Raw genomic sequence first — 18,247 nt, 5'->3', positions numbered from 1 at the left:
ACGACAGGCCCCAATTCGACGCCCCGACAGCCTCGGTGACGCCCCTCGATGCGTCGGAACAGACACTCCCGTGGGAGGTGGTCATGCTCAGCCTCGAACGAGTTGAACGGCTACGCCTTCGCCATCGGAACCAGCAGGTCCGATGGGGATTCATCTGGGCGCTCAGCTGCGCCGTGCTGTGGGCGGCGTGGTACGTCCCCGGTTCGGCGATCTACGGCGAGGCGCCCTTCGCCGAGCTCTCCGCGGGAGACGGCTATCTGCTTGCCGCCTTCGTGGTCACCGTCCTCAATGCCATCGCAGTGCTGCTGGCGATGTTCGTCTGGGTCGCGGTGCTCGGAAAGTCCACTGACTACATCCGGACCCTCAAGCAGGTCAAGATCTCTCGGTGGTACCTGCCGGCCGGGCTGGCCGGGATGCTGGCGATCTTCGGTTCCATCGTGGCGATCGCCTATGTCGGGGCCGCCTTCTCCGCGGTCGCGGCGCTGCTCTACCCGATCGTCGGGGCGCTCGCAGCGCGGGCCTGGTACCAGGAGAGCATCACCAAACGGGCCGCCCTCGGCATCGTCGTCATCGTGCTCGGCGGCGTGGTGATCTTCGCCCCGGGCATCCTCGACGAGTTCAGCGGAGCGGGCAGCGGTGCCTGGCTGGGCTACCTCGGCGGCGCGCTGGCGATCATCGGCTGGGGCCTGGAGGGGGCGATCGCCGGCCGGGCCCTCGACGTCAGCGATCCCGATGTCGGGCTCACCCTGCGATTCACCGCCGAGGTCGGGCTCTGGGTCCTGATCGTCCTCCCGATCGTCACGGTCACCGCGGGTGACCAGCTGTGGCCCACCATCGGGGCGACCCTGGCCAACCCCACCAATCTCCTGCTGCTGGCCCTGCTGGGCCTGACCTTCGGCTTCTGCTACGTGTCCTGGTACAAGTCGTTCCCGCTGATCGGGGTCGGGCGCGGCCAGGCGATCGCCGCCCTGTACGGACCGCTCGCCCTGGTCTGGCTGTACCTGTTCACCCTCGAGCCGCCCGGCATCCAGTTCGTCATCGGCAGCCTCATCGCCGTGGTCGGCAGCTTCGTGCTGTTCACCGAGAAGCGCGACGTCCTCGAGGTGATCAGAGCGGTTCCGGCCGCCCATCGCGCTCCCGTCACCAGCCCGACCGGAGGAGAGCACTAGATGCATATGAAGGGCTACCTCCTGCAGTTGCTCGCCAGCCGCGGGGAGATGTGGGACGACGAGATCGTCGACGCGGTCTGCGCCGAGTACGGCGTCTCCGGGGACTACTGGACCGGCACCATCCGGCTCACCCTCACCGACCTGTACTCCGGCGGTCTGCTCGACGAGCTCGACGCCACCGTCGATCCGAGCCGCACCGGCGGCAAAGAGAAGATCTTGTTCAAGTACGCCGTCAACGGCTTCGGACGGACCCGGATGGCCCAGGCGGGCCTGTTGGGAGCGCAGTCATGAACGAGTTCTGGGCCTACTCGGCCGGCCCGGTGCTGGCCACGATCCTGTTCATCGGGCTGCCGCTGTTCACGCTCTATCTGGCGCGGACCTTCGTCAAGAAGCTCTGAACGGCACCGATCGAACACGACCGACCGAACAAGGAGGTGACGGCCGATGCGCGCGGCCGGAACAACCGGCAGGCCACGGCTGATCGCACCCGGCCTGTTGTCGCCCGAGCCAGGGCTGGAGACCTACTGGGTCCGTCCCGGCGGGGTCACCGGGGTGCGGTTACGCGGCGGGGACGAGCTCACCGTCGTCGACCGGCAGGGCCGCCAGCGGGCCGAGCTCACGGTGCTCGCCCCGGACGGGTCGCCGGACGGCGCCGCTCTCGGCATCGTCCCCGACGGCCCGGCGACCACGCTGCGCGCACTGGCCGCATCGGCCGACCGCGACCGGATCACCGATCCGGTACTGGCCGACGTGATCGCCCACGAGGTGGATCCGGCAGGGCTGCGGGCCGCGATCCTGTTCGGCGAGTGGTCGCCCGCCGGGTCGTCGGAGACCGTGACCGCCCGCGGGCCCGCCACCGTGCTGGTGGCCGCACCGTCGCTGACCATGCGGATCGACGACCCGATCGCCAATCCGGCCTCCGACCTGATGCTCGAGGTCCGTCGCGCCAGCCCGCTCGCGGCGCTGGAACCGCGGCTGCCCGAGCCGCTCGCCGACCCCGTGCTCGACTTCCGGGTGGACCGGGCGACTGCGGCCTCCTATGAGGTCAAGGCGGGCCAGTACATCCAGATCATCGACGTGGAGGGCAGGCAGTGCTCGGACTTCCTGGCCTTCCACGGACACCGGCTGGCCGAGGGGGTGGAGCGCGGCCTGGACGCCACCGCCACCCGCTACTTCATGGGGCAGGCCTATCCGCAGCCGGGGCTGTACGGGAGGTTCTACGACCAGGACATGCAGCCGCTGGTCGAGGTCGTCCGGGACACGGTCGGCCGGCACGACACCTTCGGCCTGGCCTGCAACCGCAAGTACTACGAGGACCTGGGCTATCCGGGGCATGTCAACTGCACGGACAACTTCAACGCCCGGCTCGCGCCCTACGGCATCGCCCCGCGCGCCGGCTGGCCCGCGCTCAACCTCTTCTACAACACGGCGTTCGACGCCCACAACCAGCTGATCTTCGACGAGCCGTGGTCCCGGCCCGGTGACTACGTGCTGCTGCGGGCCGGGACCGACCTGGTGTGCGCCTCGTCCGCCTGCCCCGACGACATCGATCCCGCCAACGCCTGGATCACCACGGACATCCACGTCCGGGTGTACGACGCGAAACGGAAGTTCTCGATGGCCATCGCCCACCGCGTGACGCCCGAGCAGCCTGCGACGCTGACCAAGGACACGGCCTTCGCGCCGCGGACCAAGCCGCTCACCCGACAGTTCACCGAGTACCGCGGCTACTGGCTGCCCACCAGCTTCGACGGACACGGGGCGATCGAGGAGTACTGGGCCTGCCGCGAGCGGGCCGCGGTCATGGACCTGTCGCCGCTGCGCAAGTTCGAGGTGCTCGGACCGGATGCCGAGGCGCTGCTGCAGGCCTGCGTGACCCGTAACATCCGCAGGCTCTCCCAGGGCCAGGTCGTGTACTCCGCGATGTGCAACGAGACCGGCGGCATGATCGACGACTGCACCGTGTTCCGGCTCGGGGACACCAACTTCCGCTTCATCGGCGGGGAGGAGTACTCCGGGACCTGGCTGCGTCAGCAGGCGCAGCGGCTCGGCCTGGACCGGGTGTGGGTCAAACATTCCACCGATCAGATGCACAACATCGCGGTGCAGGGGCCGGCCAGCCGCGACCTGCTCGCCGAGCTCATCTGGACGCCGCCGACCCAGCCGGCGTTCACCGACCTGACCTGGTTCCGGTTCGCCATCGGGCGGATCGGCGACCACAACGGACTTCCGCTGCTGGTCTCCCGCACCGGCTACTCCGGGGAGCTGGGCTACGAGCTGTGGTGCCATCCCAACGACGGGCCCGCGTTGTGGGACGCCCTCTGGGAGGCGGGCCGGCCGCACGGGATGCTGCCACTGGGCCTCGACGCGCTCGACATCCTGCGGATCGAGGCCGGACTGGTGTTCGCGGGCTACGACTTCAGCGACCAGACCGACCCGTTCGAGGCGGGCATCGGGTTCACCGTCCCCCTGAAGACCAAGGAGGACGACTTCATCGGCCGCGAGGCACTGCTCAAGCGCAAGACCAACCCGCAGCGCACCCTGGTCGGCCTCGAACTGGCCGGCAACGAGCCCGCCGAGCACGGCGACTGCGTCCACATCGGACGCACGCAGGTCGGGGTGGTCACCAGCGCCACCCGGTCACCGATCCTGCGCAAGAACATCGCGCTGTGCCGGATCGCCGTGGAGCATTCCGCGCTCGGCACCGAGGTCGAGGTGGGAAAGCTCGACGGCCACCAGAAACGGATCCCGGCGCAGGTCGTCCGGTTCCCCTTCTATGACCCCGACAAGGAACGCCCCCGTTCCTGATCGCGGAGACAAACACCGATGTGCCGGCAGAACTGGAGGAATTGATGGTTGCACGGATGGCGGTGATCGGTGCCGGGACGAGTGCGTCAGCCCGGCGACCGACCCGGAAGGCAGCGTGAGCATAGATGACCCGAGTGGCGATCGTGGGAGCAGGGCCGTCGGGCCTGGCGCAGCTGCGCGCGTTCCAGTCAGCGAAGTCGAAGGGCAAGGAGATCCCCGAGATCGTCTGCTACGAAAAGCAGTCCGACTGGGGTGGCCTCTGGAACTACACCTGGCGCACCGGCCTCGACGAGCACGGAGAGCCGGTCCACTGCTCAATGTACCGCTACCTGTGGTCCAACGGACCCAAGGAGGGTCTGGAGTTCGCCGACTACTCCTTCGAGGAACACTTCGGCAAGCAGATCGCCTCCTACCCCCCGCGGGCGGTGCTGTGGGACTACATCAAGGGGCGCGTCGAGAAAGCCGGAGTTCGTGACCTCATCCGCTTCAACAGCATCGTCCGCCGGATCACCTGGGACGAGGAGACCGACCTCTTCACCGTGATCGCCCACGACCGCAAGGCCGACACCGAGAGCTCGGAGACTTTCGACCACGTGATCATCGCGACGGGCCACTTCTCGGTGCCGAACGCGCCCGAGTTCCCGGGCTTCGATACCTTCAACGGCCGCATCCTGCACGCCCACGACTTCCGTGACGCCCGGGAGTTCATCGACAAGGACCTGCTGCTTATCGGTACGTCGTACTCAGCCGAGGACATCGGTTCGCAGTGCTGGAAGTACGGCGCCAGGTCGATCACCGTCTCCCACCGCACCGCTCCCATGGGCTTCAAGTGGCCCGACAACTGGAAGGAGGTGCCGCTGCTGCAGAAGGTCGAGGGCAACACCGCAACCTTCGCCGACGGCAACACCGCGCGCGTGGACGCGATCATCCTGTGCACGGGCTACCAGCACCACTTCCCGTTCCTGCCCGACGACCTGCGGCTCAAGACCGCCAACCGGCTGGCCACCGCCGACCTCTGGAAGGGCGTGGTCTGGGTCCACAACCCGAAGCTGTTCTACCTCGGCATGCAAGACCAGTGGTACACGTTCAACATGTTCGACGCGCAGGCGTGGTACGTGCGCGACATCATCGCTGGCACGATCCATGTGCCCGACTCGGTCGAGAAGCGGCTGGCCGACGTGACAGCGCGGGTCGAAGCCGAGGATGCCCTTCCGGACGACTTCGCGGCGATCGCCTACCAGGGCGCGTACGTCCAGGAGCTGATCGCCGAGACCGACTACCCGTCGTTCGACATCGAGGGCTCCGACCAGGCGTTCTTCGAGTGGAAGAAGCACAAGAAAGAAGACATCATGGGCTTCCGCAACCACAGCTACAGGAGCGTGATGACCGGCTCGATGGCGCCGGCCCACCACACGCCGTGGAAGGACGCGCTCGAGGACAGCCTGGAGAGTTACCTCAGAGACTGACGCAGGGCACGGCCCTGGCGGTGGTTTGTTGGATCAAGGTGGGAGGTAGAGGCGCAAGCCTCGACCGGCGCCCACCGGGTCGATCGAAGTTTGCAGCTCAGCCGGCAGAGGGCGCCGTGGACCAGGCCCGCCACCAGCGCTGCAGCATGATCGCCGAGGTCAGCCAGCCGCGGACCGCCCGGATCGCCCTCGGCCGGGACGGCCGCGGGGACGTCTCGGTGAACCAGGTCTGCCAGCAGAAGGAGACGCGCAGTTGACCAGGGTCTGGTTGCGGCGGATCGCGAGATCGGAGCGGACCTGGAAGTCCGCCCATCCCAGCTCGTCGGTGACCTGCTTGTAGCCCCGCTCGATCCAATTGCGGATCCCGTAGAGCCGGACGACCTCGGCCGGGTCGGCGGCCCGATGGGGACTCTCGGTCTCGCGTGGCCCACCCGGGCGAGGCAGGTTGGTGGCCAGATACCAGGTGGCATGCTCGGGCAGCCGGGCCGGACGGACATCACCGACTCCCTTCAACCAGGGAACCGGGGCATACCCGCTGTCGGTCTTGAGCCAACAAACTACCGCTAGCGCGCCGGCCGCCACATCCCCGAGCCAGCCGCGGGCGGTGGGCGTCGGGAGAGTGGCGGCCTCGTTGCGACGAAACGGGCGCAAGCCTCGGGCCCGCGCCTACGACGCGCTGCTCGCCGCGGTTGCGCTCGCCCGCGACCTGCCGCTGTATACCAGCAACCCGGATGACTTCGGCGGCATCGACGGGTTGACCGTCGTGCCGATTCCGGTTCCGCAGCCAGGGTGGCCGGCGCTCCTCCTTCGGCGACCTCGTCAATGGACCGTGCTCTCCAGGTGGCGGTCCAGCGAGCCGCGATCGCGGCCGAGGGCACCGCATTCGCGTACCCCGGGCCACCACCCTCGGTTCACGGCCGCCGCTGCGGCCACCACAGCACCGGCCGCGGTGCCGACGAGCCACTGGCAGCCGACGCCGACGCCGACACAGACGGCCACGACCACCAGCGGTGGCAGCGACACCAGCAGGTCCGGGTAGCTGGCGTAGTGCGTCAGGTAGATCGCCATGGAAGCGGCGGCGACGGCGCCGATCGGGCGGATCGCGAACCGCGGGAGCGGCAGCTGCGGGACGAGAAGGAGGAGCATTCCGGCGAGGACGACCGCGTCGCGCAAAGGGTCGTCGAAGAAGCCGGGGACGAGTGCCGCCGCGAGCACCGCGGCGATCCCCCGCTGCGCGCCGGTTCTCGCCCGGTACACCACCCAGCCCAGCGCGAACAGCCACAGCACCAGGTGCGCGCTCATCAGCCGATCGGAGAACTCGTTGCCGTGGTCGGGATAGAGCCTGCCGGCCAGCGCGACCAGCAGCACCGCCAGGGCGAACCGGAAGGGATGTCGTCGCTCCAGTCGCCACACCGCGGGGATCGCGAGGACGGCGGCGAGCAGCGCCAGTATCTGGCACAGGGTCTCGATGAACCAGTACCCCCAGACCCCCGGGTCGACAACGTAGTTGACCAGCAGGGCGTTGGGCAGCTCGATATCGTCCTGAACCGCTGCCCGCCAGGCGATCCACAGCATGCTCGGTACCGCGATCCGCACCAGGCTGCGCAGGATCGTGCGGGTGTGCCCGCCCGGCACCGGGTTCGCCAGGACGAAGCGGGCGAACGCCCATCCAGCGACCCCGAGGAGCACGTGCGCGCCGCCGAGCACGTGGAACAGGCCGACGTGCGAGCCCACCACGAGGACGATCGCGACAGCCCGAAGGATCACGGCCGTCTCGGTCATCACCCAGAAGCGGTGGCGGCGGCGCAGCTGCGCGAGTCGCTCGACCGGGGTGGTGGGCCAGTCGGCGGGCAGCTGCCCGAGCACGCGTTGCAGCACAACGGTCATCTGCACGTAGGACAGCGAATCGCCGCCGAGGCTCACGAACGTCGCGTCGCCGGGAACCTCCGTGATACCGAACACCGCCCGGAACGCCTCGTGGACCGAGCCGGGCTCGCGCGGTCGCCGCAGCCCGGGTCGCCACCGCGACCGGGGCCGGGCGAGCTCGGCGACCGCCTGGTGGTCGAGCTTCCCGTTCGACCGCCGCGGAAGCTCGTCGACCGCGACAACCCGGACGTTGCCGGGCGGCAGGCCGAGCCGCGCCGCGACCATCTGCCGAAGATCGTCCGCGCCGGGCGCATGCGTCACGACCACGAGCTCGCGGTCGCTGCCGGTGCACGCCACCTGGTAACCCTCGTCGGCCAGCTGCCGCTCGACCTGCTCCAGATCGATCCGCAGCCCGAAGGGTTTGATGAAGCGGCTGCGCCGCCCGACCACCTCGTAGAGCCCGTCGGGCCGCCGCCGCGCCAGATCACCGGTCCGCAGGGCCTCGACCGTCCGGCCCTTGGCGAGGTCGTCCGGACCCTCGGCGTAGCCGAGCATGACATTGGGACCGCGGTACACGAGCTCGCCCGCGTCCCCCTCCCGGTGTTCGATCTCGAATGAGCCATCCGGGATCGGGATTCCGATCACCGACGGGTTGTCCGCCGCGAGTTCGGGCGGGAGGTAGGCCATCCGGGCGGTCGCCTCGGTCTGCCCGTACATCACGAAGAACCGCCAGCCACCCTGGGCGCCGAGCTCGGCGTAGCGGCGGACGGTCGACGGGTCCAGCCTCCCACCCGCCTGGGTCACGTACCGCAGATGCGGCAGCCGCATCCGGGGGAAGCCGACCCGATCGAGCAGCTCGAACGTGTAGGGCACGCCGTGGATGCTGGTCCCGCGGTGCGCGCGGAAGGCCGACCAGAACCGCGGATCGGTGACCGAGTGCTCCGACAGCAGCACGGCGCCACCGCGCAGCAGGTTGCTGTTGACCACCGACAGTCCGTAGCAGTAGTGCAGGGGCAACGTCAGCGCCGCGCGGTCGGTGTCGCGGATGCCGAGATAGCTCGCGATCGAGGAGGCGTTGGCCGCGAGGTTGGCCGCCGAGAGCCGGACCAGCTTCGGCGAGCCGGTCGAACCCGACGTCGCCAGCAGCAACGCGAGCTCGGGGTGCAGCGTATGGGCCGACCCCGCGCGGCGTTCGACGAGCTGCCACGACCCACCGGAGTACGCGCCGAGGACGTCCGGGTCGTAGCGGTGAATGAGCTCATCGAGCCTGCGCCGGTCCTCGGCCCCGGCCAGCAGCACCGGATGCCCGCCGTGCAGCGCGGCGAGGTAGGTGACCAGCGGTTCGACGTCGTTGGACGCCGCCACCAGCACGAGCCGCCGCCGCGGGCCCAGCCGCGCGGCCGTCTCCCGGACCCGTGCGGCAAGCATGCGGTAGGTGATCTCGGTGCCGTCGGGCGCGACGACCGCGAGCCGGTCGCCGTGGGCGTGCAGGTCCGCGACGAACGGCACGGGCCCGTGCTTATAGTCCATCCTCACATTACATAAGGAAAGCCTCAGTTAGCCAACAGGTAGCCGGAAAGTGCGACGTCAACACCGGGAGGCGACCCGCTCCACCGTTTGCGGTCGATACCCCCCTACCGTATAGTCGTCGAGAGATCAAGGGGAGCCAGGGAGGCCAGCGTGCACGGGTACGCCCAGGATAAGGACGCCTACCTCAAGCGGATGCGACGCATCGAGGGCCAGGTCCGCGGCATTGCGAAGATGATCGAGAATGACGAGTACTGCATCGACGTCCTCACCCAGGTCTCGGCCGCCACCAACGCCCTGCAGGCCGTGGCCCTCGGCCTGATGGACGAGCACCTCAAGCACTGCGTCACCCAAGCCGTGGCCGAGGGCGGCCAGGTCGCGAACGACAAGATCGCCGAGGCGAGCGCGGCGATCGCCCGGCTCGTCAAGTCCTGATCCGCCGACGGACCGTGCGCTGAGCACGACAGCAGGCTGCGCGATGCGGTGACGCGTTCCGATGGAAGCCGGCCGGATCCGGGTACTCCTACCGCACAGTTCCTCCATCGGAAGGCACCGACGTGCAGATCACCGGCATCATCTCCGCGATCATCATCGGGCTCATCATCGGCGCACTCGGGCGGCTGGTCATACCGGGTAAACAGCCGATCCCGATCTGGCTGACCCTTGTCATCGGAATCGCGGCCGCGTTCATCGGCGGAGCAATCGCCGCTGCCTTCGGCTACTCCAATGCCGGCGGAGGCATCCCCTGGATCCTGATCATCCTGCAGGTCGCGGTCGCCGCGATCGGGGTGACCCTCGCCGCCGGAATGTACCCCCGGCGCGGCAGCAGGCGTGGGATCCGCTCCTAGCCCGCGGCGTGACCGCTAGCCACCGCTGCTCGACGAACTGGTCCTCTCACTGTTCACCCTCGCGGGTGCCGGACCCGGCTGCTGCGCTCGAACTCCTCGACGGCCTGGGTGAGCCCGCGGTCCGCGCGGCGTTCCTCCCGGACGCGCTGCGCGGTGCCGTGCGGGTATCCGGCCTTGGTCGCCCTGCGTTCGGTCGCCTCGTAGAGGAAGACGTAGGAGTACATCAGCCCGATCATCGAGCCGCCCACGACGGCCATCACCCGGACCCACAACGGGCCCGGAAGCAGCACGATCAGGACGGCGGCCACCGGCACCAACTGCGTCAGCAGCCGGGCCAGATGGCGAATCGGCCAGGTGCGGCAGGTGAGGTCGTGCAGCACCCACTCCCGGTACCTCGCCGGAAGCCGGCCGCCGACGGCATACCACAGCCAACGGAAGGGTCCTGGGCGCCGTGGTGACGCCGGCAGCGCATCAGGTTTACTCATGACGCTGCTCTCCTCGTTCACCCGCGCCTCGCAGCCGGCGGCGAGTTCCCCGGGAGCGGGCACGGACGATGACTCGTTGTCAATGGTACGCCAGGGGCCGATGGTTCACCCGATACCGGCCGGGCTCACGCGGCGACGTAGTGGAACTCCGTCTGGGTTGCCTGACGACCCTTGAACTGCAACCCGTACTCCGCGTCGGTCACCTCATGCCGGGCCACCTTGCCCGGGTAGGCCGGGGTGCCCACGAGTGAGCCCATCACGGCGTGGCTCAAGGTGGTCGGGGTTCCGTCCGGCGCGGTGAAGCCTCGCACGTCGCCCTCGAACACGCCCTGGACGGTGAAGCTCCCGGTGCCCTTGTCGACGTCGAACTCGATCGGCGTGCGGATCACTCCCACCACCTCGCTGACCAGGGCGGCCAGGTCCGCCAGCGGCCCGCCTGCCTTGCCGGTGAAGGCCTCGACGAGGGCACCCTGCTGGGCATCGTCGGCGCGCTCGTCGATGATCACGGCCAGCCGCACCTTGCCGTCGTAGACGTTGCCCCGGTGGTTGCCGAGGAACGCCAGGTTCAGGCCGGAGACGTCGACCTCGTTGATCTCACCGCGATCGAAGTGGAACACCCAGCTGAAGCCGCAGTAGCCGCTGTCGGGGTCCTCGCCCACCGCACACGGGCACAGCGACTTGCAACTGCACACCTCGGCCATCCGACCGGTCAGCTGGTATCCCATCGTGATCTCCTCCTGGTTGGTTCACCGCACCTGCATGTGCTCGTGCCCGCCTGTGGCAGGAGCTCCGATCCCGTCGAGCGCCACCGCCGCGGCCGCGAACAGCAGGACCACCCCCACCGGAGCCGCGATCCACTTCCCCCATCGGGTGTTCTTCTCCGCCACCATCACCGCCGTCAGCACGACCATGACCAGCAGGTTCCCCACCCCGGCGCCGAACATGACCAGCATCAACGCCCAGCAGCAACCCAGGCAGGACAGGCCGTGTCGCAGTCCCAGCGCCCAGCCGCCCCGGGCGCCGCGGCGGTAGTGCAGGTAGAGGAAGGCCTTGGGATCCCGGCACTGGGTCAGACAGCGCTGTTTGAGCGGGCTGAACTGGAACGCCCCGGCGATCGCCAGCACGCCGGCCAGGACCCACTGGGGGCGGGCGTCGAGCCACGGCCACCGCGCCACCACGGCCTGGATCCCGGTGGCGGCGGCCAGCGCAACCAGCGCGAACGCCATCCAGAGCGCCAGATAGCCTGCCAGGAACGCCGCCCGTGCCGCCGCCGGCCGGGGCTGGCGGGCACTGACCACGGTGAACAGCCGCACCATCGGCACCGTCGTGGGCAGCATCATCGCCCCGATCATCACCAGCCACGAGCCGGCGAACACCAGCAGAGCGGCCGGCACCGGCAGCGTCGAGTCGCCGAGAAGGTGATCGTGTCCGCCGAGGCCGCCGACCAGGATCGGCACCAGCAACGCGGCCCAGCACACCGCCGCGACCGCCCACAGCATGACACCCGGATCGCGCAACCGCTCTCGGTACGAGGCCTGGGCCTGGTCGACCATCGGTCCCGGCCCCCCGTCCTCGAAGCACGATCGACTTATCCTGGCCGACAGCCCACGCTATGGTCAATATCACTTCTGGGCGGACGCCAGCGCCGCGAGCTGGAGCTGCAGGGCGAGCCGGATCTCGGGTGAGCGCAGATCGAGCGGGGCCACCTCGGCGATGCGGCGCATGCGGTAGCGCAGGGTGTTGACGTGGATGTGCAGGGCGGCCGCGGTGGTCTTGGGCTCGCCGGCGTGGTCGAGCCAGGCGGCCAGGGTGGCGAGGTAGGCCGTACCGTGCTCGCGGTCGTGCGCGAGCAGCGCGGGCAGGGGGCCGCCGAGCAGACCGTCCTCGGCCCGGACCGCGGCATTCGCCCTGGCGGTGGTGACCGCGTACCAGGCGTCCTCGATTCCGAGGACGGGTCCGGGGAATCGGTCGGTGCCCAGCAGGACGACCAGCTCGGCGGCCTCCCGGCGCGAACGAGGCAGCTCGCCGCGGTCGGTGACCAGCCGGCCGAGGGCGGCACGCAGCGCGGGGTCGTGCGGGTGCACCGCGTCGATCAGCCCCCGCAGCCAGGCCAGCGAGCCTGCCGTGCCGGGCCTCCCGGGCACGGTCAGCAGGGCGAATACGACGCCGTCGAGATCGGCGAGCAACGGCTGTTGCCAGCCGAACCGGCGGGCGATCGACTCCCACAGATCCAGTGCCCGGCGCACGTCCGTGGTGGCCTCCGGGGCTCCGAGCGCGACCACCCGCCACGGGCCCGCCGGTAGCCACGGCCCGGGGTCGGTGCCCGGCACGGCACCACGCAGCAGGGCGCGGATCTGCTCGGTCGAGGCCCGCCGGGCCATATCGGCCTGGGCGCGCAGGCGCAGCAGGTGCAGCGCGAGCACGGACGCCGCCCGGGTCAGCTCGTGCACCCGCGCCTGCGGGACCGGGCCGGTGACCACCGCCCAGATCGAACCGAGCCACTCGCCGCCGGCCCGGACCGGGACGACCATCCGAGGCAGCGTTCCGTCCGGTCCTTCGGGGACGTAGAACGGCTCGCTGGAACGGGCCATCTTGCGGAACACTCCGCGGGCGCGGAAATGGGCCTGGACCGGCTCGGGCACCCGGCGCCCGACGATCGTGGACACCCGGGCCGGATCGGTGCGCTCCTGGCGAGCCGAATAGGCGAGCACCCGGGACTGGGCGTCCTCGATGGTCACCGGCGCATCCACGATCGCGGCGGCAGCGTCGGCGAGGGCGAACAGCTCGCCGTGCACTCCGGCGTCGCCGAGCAGCGGCGCTCCCGGCGCCGCGGCCCGGTCGAGGACCCCGCGCAGCAGCCACACCACGTGGCTCCACGACGCGTGCGGCTGCAGTTCGACCAGCGCCATCCCGAGCCGTTGTGCAGTCGCGACGACCTGAGGGTCGCGGGCCGGCCCGGCCCGCAGCACCACTCCCCCGGCGCCGGCGGGCCCGGCCCGTTCGAGCAGGTCCAGCGCCGAGCCTGCCGCACCGATCCCGACGCCGAGCACCAGGTCTCCGGACACCCCGACGATCCCCGCCTCCGGCTCGGCCAGGGTGACGTCCTCGACCTCGCCGCCCTCCCCTTCCACCACCAGCCGAAGCAGCGCCCCGCCCACCGCCTCGACCAGCGCCTCAACGGTGATCACGGGCGCCTCCCAGGGTGTCGGCATGCCGGAACTCTGCACGCTGATTGTGCTCATCACACAATCAGATGCGCCTCGATTGTCCCAAGCACACGCAGACAAGTCAGGTACCGGGGCGCAATATCGGATTCATCCGCTTGTCGTCGAAGGAGCCCGTGATGGTCCCCGCCGCAGCCGCCCCCGACCGCGTCGCCGTGATCGGCGCCGGCATGCTCGGCCTGGCGACGGCCTGGTTTCTGCAGGACCGTGGCGTATCGGTCACCGTGCTCGACCGTACCGGGGTCGCCGCGGGCTCGTCCTGGGGCAACGCGGGCTGGCTCACCCCCGGCCTGGCCACCCCGCTCCCGGAACCGGCGGTGCTGCGCTACGGGCTGCGCGCGCTGCTCAGCCCCGCATCCCCGGTCTACGTCCCGCCGCGCGCCGATCCGCGGCTGCTGCGGTTCCTGGCCGGCTTCGCCCGGCACAGCACGGCGGCTCACTGGAGGACGTCGATGGCCGCGCTGGTCCCGATCAACCGCCGCGCGCTGGCCGCGTTCGACGCGCTGGCCGACGGCGGCGTGGCCGCCGAGACCATCGAGGCCAAGTCCTTCCTCGCCGCCTACCGGGCCGAGGCCGACCGCGGGGTGCTGCTCGAGGAGCTCGACCACATCAGTACCGCGGGCCAGTGCATCGAGTTCGAGGTGCTCAGCGGCGCGGAGGCCCGCGAGATCGAACCGTCGCTCTCGGCGCAGGTCGACTCGGCGGTCCGGTTGCACGGCCAGCGCTTCATCGACCCCGGCCGCTATGTGCACCATCTCGCCGGGAGCGTGCGTCGGCGCGGCGGAACGATCCGCGACGGCGCCGAGATCGCCGCGATCCGCGACGGCTCGGGCGGCGTCGAGATCGACCTGATCGGGGGCGGGACGGAGTCCGCCGACGCGGTGGTGATCGCCACCGGCGCCTGGCTGACGGATCTGGCCCGGCAGTTCGGGGTCCGCGTCCCGGTCCAGGCCGGCCGCGGCTACAGCTTCAGCGTCCCGATCGAACACCTCCCGTCCGGTCCGGTCTACTTCCCGGCGCAGCGCGTCGCCTGCACGCCGATCGGCGACCGGCTGCGGGTCGCCGGGATGATGGAGTTCCGCTCGCCCGGCGCGCCCCTGGACCCGCGGCGGATCCGCGCGATCGCCGACGCGGCGCGTCCATTGCTGCGCGGCGCCGACCTCGACGACCGCACCGACGAATGGGTCGGTGCCCGCCCGTGCACCCCCGACGGCCTGCCGCTGATCGGCGCGACCCGCTCGCCGCGGGTCTTCGTGGCGGGTGGCCACGGCATGTGGGGCATCACCCTGGGGCCGGTCACCGGGCAGCTCCTCGCCGAGGTGATCACGACGGGCCACCGCCCCGCGGAGCTGGCCCCGTTCGACCCGCTCCGCTGACCGGCCCATCCGCTGACCCCCGCCGATCCGCGCGGACGGCCGGGGCCTCGGGATGCCGCCGGCCCGGCCGACACCGACCGACCCGCGGCTGCTCGACGGTGGCCGACCCCGCCCATGGGCGGGACGGTCGGCGGCCGTACCCGTCAGGCCGTGCCGTCGTAGGCCTCCCGAAGGGCCTGGATGTCGAGCTTCCTCATGCCCAGCATCGCCCTGGTCGCGCGCGCCGCCGCCTCCTGATCGTCGGAGACGAGCATCTCGTGCAGGACGCGGGAGTCGATCTGCCAGGACAGGCCGTACTTGTCCTTCAGCCAGCCGCACGGGCCTTCCGCCCCGCCGTCCGCGGTGAGCCTCGCCCACAGCTCGTCGATCTCCTCCTGCGAGTCACAGGTGAGGTGGACCGAGATCGCCTCGTCGAAGGTGAACTCCGGGCCCCCGTTGAGGCCGAGGAACCGCTGCCCGTCCAGCTCGAACGTCACGATCATCACCGACCCCTTCGGACCGGGACCCGCGTCGCCGTAGGGCACCACGCCGGTGATCCGCGAGTTCTTCACCACCGACGTGTAGAATCTCGCCGCCTCCTCGGCCTGCCCGTCGAACCACAGGCACGTGCTGACACTTCCCATGAACCCCTCCTCGTCCTCGGGTTGCTGCCGGGTCATCGGTGTCATAGGTACAGACGCACCGGCCGGCGGAAACTCATCTGTGCCTCAGGGCCGAGATCCCCGCCTCACCCTTGACCCTTTCGTGTGGCCAGCACCACGATCGAGACACGTGCTGTTTCCGAGAAGGAGGCGTCAATGGCGACGGTCGAGACGGTGCGTGGGCCGGTGAGCATCGACGATCTGGGCGTGACGCTGATGCACGAGCACGTCTTCGTGCTCACGCCCGACGTCCAGCAGAACTACGGCGACCTGTGGTGGGACGAGGAGGAACGGGTCGCCGACGCGATCGGCAAGCTGCGCGCGCTCGCGGAGGCCGGGATCGACACCATCGTCGATCCCACCGTGGTCGGCCTGGGCCGATACCTCCCCCGCGTGGCGCGGATCAACACCGAGGTCGACATCAACATCGTGGTGGCCACGGGCCTCTACACGTTCGACGAGATTCCGCATTTCTTCCACTACCGAGGGCCCGACACGCTGCTCGGCGGACCGGAGCTGATGACCGAGATGTTCGTGCGCGATATCCGCGAGGGCATCGGCGACACCGGGGTGAAGGCGGCGTTTCTCAAATGCGTGGTCGAGGAGCGCGGGCTGACCCCCGACCAGACCCGGGTGCAGCGGGCGGTCTGCGCGACGCACCGCGAGACCGGCGTGCCGATCACCGTGCACACCAACGCGGCGCACCAGACCGGCAGGCTCGCCATGGAGCTCTACGCGAAGGAGGGCGTCGACCTCACGAAGGTCGTCATCGGGCATTCCGGGGACACCAACGACCTCGACTACCTGAAACGGATCATGGATCAGGGCGCGACGATCGGCTGCGACCGCTTCGGCCTCGACTTGTTCAACCCCACCGCGGACCGGGTGGCGACGATCGCGACGCTGTGCGAGCAGGGCTACGCCGACCGCATCGTGCTCGCCCACGACGCAGCCTGCTACATGGACTTCTTCTCCGGAGAGGCGGCGCAGCAGGCGCTGGCGCAGGCGGCGCCCAACTGGCACTACCTGCACATCAGCAACGATGTGCTGCCCGCGCTGCGCGAGCGGGGGGTCGCCGACGAGCAGATCACCACGATGCTCGTGGACAACCCGCGCCGGTACTTCACGCCGAAGGAGGGTTGAGCGCCATGCCGATCGAGCCCCACCCCCGCGGCGCCGCCCCGTTCGACACCTCGGAGATCGAGCGCGACGCCCGCGGCATCGCGCACTACACCGACCTGCCCGGCTCCCTCGTCGCCATGGTGCGCGCCTCGGTCGAGCGGTTCCCGGACGTCGAGGCGCTGGTCGAGATCGACGGCGAGCGGCTGAGCTATCGACAACTGTGGGAGCGCGCGGCCCGCGTCGCGGGCGGGCTGGCCGAGGCCGGGGTCGGCCGCGGCGACCGGGTGGCCGGCCTGCTGCCCGCCGGGGTGGACTGGGTGCTCGGCTTCCTCGGCACGCTGCTGGCCGGTGCGGTCGCGGTACCGGTGAACACCCGCTTCGCGGGGCCCGAGATCGACTACGTGCTCGCCGACTCCGGGTCCACGCTGGTCCTGCGGCCCGGCGAGCCGCTGCCCGACGGGGAGCCACGGGCGCAGGAGGGCCTCGGCCCGTCCGACCTCGCCGCCATCTTCTACACCAGCGGCACCACCGGATTCCCCAAGGGGGCGATGACCAGCCACGAGAACTTTCTGTCCAATGTGGAAACAGCGGTGCGGGTGATCGACCTCGATCGCGCCGAGGGCCCGGCGCTGCGCAACCTCGTCTCGGTGCCGCTGTTCCACGTCACCGGGTGCAACAGCCAGCTGCTCGTGCAGCTCGCGATCGGCGGCACGACGGTCGTGCTGCCCACCTTCGAGGTCCAGGCCTTCCTGCGCGCGGTCGTCGAGGAGCGGATCAACCTGCTGACCAGCGCGCCCGCGATCTACGCGCTCGCGGTCGCGCAGCCGAACTTCGCCGAGTTCGACGTCAGCGCGGTGACCCGGGTCGCCTACGGCGGCTCCCCGATCGCGCCGTCGCTGGTGGCGCGGATCCAGGAGCGGTTCCCGAACGCCCGGCTCGGCAACGGCTTCGGCCTCACCGAGACCTCCTCGATCGCGACCTTCCTGCCGCACGAACGGGCGGCCGAGCACGTCGAGTCGGTCGGCTTCGCCGCGCCCGTCGTGGATCTTGCGCTGGACGCGGTGAACCCGGCGAGCGGGGTCGGCGAGCTGCTCATCCGTGGCCCCAACGTGGTCGCCGGCTACTGGAACCAGCCCGACGCCACGCGGGAGACCTTCGTCGACGGCTGGCTGCACAGCGGCGATCTGGCCCGGATCGACGCCGAGGGCCTGGTGTACATCGTCGACCGGGTCAAGGACATGATCAACCGCGGCGGGGAGAACGTGTACTGCGTCGAGGTGGAGAACGCGCTGGCCGGCGCCCCGGGGGTGGCCGACGCGGCCGTGGTCCCGGTGCCCAACGAGGTGATGGGCGAGAAGGTGGGCGCCGTCGTCGTACCGCTGCCGGGCGGCGAGTTCGACACCGACCGCGTGGTGGCCCACCTGCGCGAGCGTCTCGCCGACTTCAAGGTCCCGCAGTTCTTCTCCGTCCGCCCCGAGCCGCTGCCGCGCAACCCCGGCGGAAAGATCCTCAAACGGCAGCTGCGCGAGAACACGACATGGGGCGAGCCGGTGCACGGCCGCTGAGCCGCGGCGCCTGCTCCCTCGCGCGGCCGGGCCGCGTCACGTCGCCACCGCGGATCGCCGGCACGAACTGCAGCGGGCCGAGCACGAGCGCCACCAAGGCCGTGAACACGTGCACGACGAGCAACCCGTAGTGGGTGCCGCCGCGGCGGC

Annotated in this window: 16 protein-coding genes; 9 read left to right on the top strand and 7 right to left on the bottom strand. The window is 70.3% G+C overall.

Translation table 11 applies throughout. The features are described 5' to 3' along the window. The first annotated feature begins 83 nt into the window (after window positions 1-83). The 4 genes from G567_RS28730 (at window position 84) to G567_RS0113830 (ending at window position 5,443) form a co-directional block, all read left to right on the top strand. Entirely contained in the window at window positions 84-1,169 is a 1,086-nt protein-coding gene (locus G567_RS28730) for a DMT family transporter (RefSeq protein ID WP_051233028.1), read from the top strand. Between the two features lie 6 nt (window positions 1,170-1,175). Next, entirely contained in the window at window positions 1,176-1,460 is a 285-nt protein-coding gene (locus tag G567_RS0113845; RefSeq protein ID WP_028930469.1) for a hypothetical protein, read from the top strand. Window positions 1,461-1,613: 153 nt separating this feature from the next. Beyond that, entirely contained in the window at window positions 1,614-3,977 is a 2,364-nt protein-coding gene (locus G567_RS0113835) for a trimethylamine N-oxide demethylase (RefSeq protein ID WP_028930468.1), read from the top strand. Window positions 3,978-4,102: 125 nt separating this feature from the next. Beyond that, window positions 4,103-5,443 (top strand): NAD(P)-binding domain-containing protein, encoded by a 1,341-nt coding sequence (locus G567_RS0113830; RefSeq protein WP_028930467.1) that lies wholly within the window; start codon window positions 4,103-4,105, stop codon window positions 5,441-5,443. Window positions 5,444-5,602: 159 nt separating this feature from the next. Here G567_RS0113830 and G567_RS33260 read toward each other — a convergent pair whose 3' ends face one another. Both G567_RS33260 and G567_RS28725 read right to left on the bottom strand, forming a co-directional pair. After that, window positions 5,603-5,956, bottom strand: a complete 354-nt coding sequence (locus tag G567_RS33260) for a hypothetical protein (protein WP_211223925.1) — start codon at window positions 5,954-5,956, stop codon at window positions 5,603-5,605. A 306-nt stretch (window positions 5,957-6,262) separates the two neighbouring features. Next, entirely contained in the window at window positions 6,263-8,839 is a 2,577-nt protein-coding gene (locus G567_RS28725; protein WP_084796133.1) for a non-ribosomal peptide synthetase, read from the bottom strand. A 150-nt stretch (window positions 8,840-8,989) separates the two neighbouring features. Here G567_RS28725 and G567_RS0113815 point away from each other — a divergent pair, with 150 nt between their 5' ends. Then, window positions 8,990-9,271, top strand: a complete 282-nt coding sequence (locus G567_RS0113815; protein WP_028930466.1) for a metal-sensitive transcriptional regulator — start codon at window positions 8,990-8,992, stop codon at window positions 9,269-9,271. A gap of 122 nt (window positions 9,272-9,393) precedes the next feature. Continuing rightward, window positions 9,394-9,684, top strand: coding sequence for a hypothetical protein (locus G567_RS0113810; protein WP_028930465.1), 291 nt, complete (start codon window positions 9,394-9,396; stop codon window positions 9,682-9,684). Between the two features lie 53 nt (window positions 9,685-9,737). On the opposite strand, the gene G567_RS28720 is transcribed toward G567_RS0113810, so the two are convergent. The 4 genes from G567_RS28720 to G567_RS0113790 all read right to left on the bottom strand — a co-directional run bounded on the left by G567_RS28720 (window position 9,738) and on the right by G567_RS0113790 (window position 13,411). Next, on the bottom strand, window positions 9,738-10,169 hold the full coding sequence (locus tag G567_RS28720; protein WP_037057206.1) for a DUF5313 family protein: 432 nt from the start codon (window positions 10,167-10,169) through the stop codon (window positions 9,738-9,740). A 125-nt stretch (window positions 10,170-10,294) separates the two neighbouring features. Further along, a complete protein-coding gene (locus tag G567_RS28715; RefSeq protein ID WP_051232997.1) occupies window positions 10,295-10,894 on the bottom strand; it encodes a DUF1326 domain-containing protein in 600 nt (199 codons plus the stop codon). A gap of 21 nt (window positions 10,895-10,915) precedes the next feature. Continuing rightward, window positions 10,916-11,722: a DUF2182 domain-containing protein gene (locus G567_RS28710; RefSeq protein ID WP_147200960.1), complete on the bottom strand. Its 807-nt coding sequence runs from the start codon at window positions 11,720-11,722 to the stop codon at window positions 10,916-10,918. A 69-nt stretch (window positions 11,723-11,791) separates the two neighbouring features. Then, a complete protein-coding gene (locus tag G567_RS0113790) occupies window positions 11,792-13,411 on the bottom strand; it encodes a PucR family transcriptional regulator (RefSeq protein ID WP_051232995.1) in 1,620 nt (539 codons plus the stop codon). 101 nt (window positions 13,412-13,512) lie between these two features. Between G567_RS0113790 and G567_RS0113785 the strand changes: the two genes are divergently transcribed. Further along, window positions 13,513-14,769 carry an NAD(P)/FAD-dependent oxidoreductase gene (locus G567_RS0113785; RefSeq protein WP_028930463.1) on the top strand — a complete coding sequence of 419 codons (1,257 nt, stop codon included), beginning with the start codon at window positions 13,513-13,515 and terminating at the stop codon, window positions 14,767-14,769. 143 nt (window positions 14,770-14,912) lie between these two features. Here the strand turns inward: G567_RS0113785 and G567_RS0113780 are convergent, their stop codons facing one another. Continuing rightward, window positions 14,913-15,392, bottom strand: a complete 480-nt coding sequence (locus G567_RS0113780; protein WP_028930462.1) for a VOC family protein — start codon at window positions 15,390-15,392, stop codon at window positions 14,913-14,915. A 174-nt stretch (window positions 15,393-15,566) separates the two neighbouring features. Here G567_RS0113780 and G567_RS0113775 point away from each other — a divergent pair, with 174 nt between their 5' ends. Both G567_RS0113775 and G567_RS0113770 read left to right on the top strand, forming a co-directional pair. After that, entirely contained in the window at window positions 15,567-16,553 is a 987-nt protein-coding gene (locus tag G567_RS0113775) for a phosphotriesterase family protein (RefSeq protein ID WP_028930461.1), read from the top strand. A 5-nt stretch (window positions 16,554-16,558) separates the two neighbouring features. Further along, window positions 16,559-18,097 (top strand): class I adenylate-forming enzyme family protein, encoded by a 1,539-nt coding sequence (locus tag G567_RS0113770; protein ID WP_028930460.1) that lies wholly within the window; start codon window positions 16,559-16,561, stop codon window positions 18,095-18,097. The last annotated feature ends 150 nt before the right edge of the window (window positions 18,098-18,247 follow it).

This window comes from Pseudonocardia asaccharolytica DSM 44247 = NBRC 16224 (assembly GCF_000423625.1).
GTDB lineage: Bacteria > Actinomycetota > Actinomycetes > Mycobacteriales > Pseudonocardiaceae > Pseudonocardia > Pseudonocardia asaccharolytica.
Note: the sequence above shows the minus strand (reverse complement) of the source record. Positions and strands in the feature narration are given on the sequence as shown.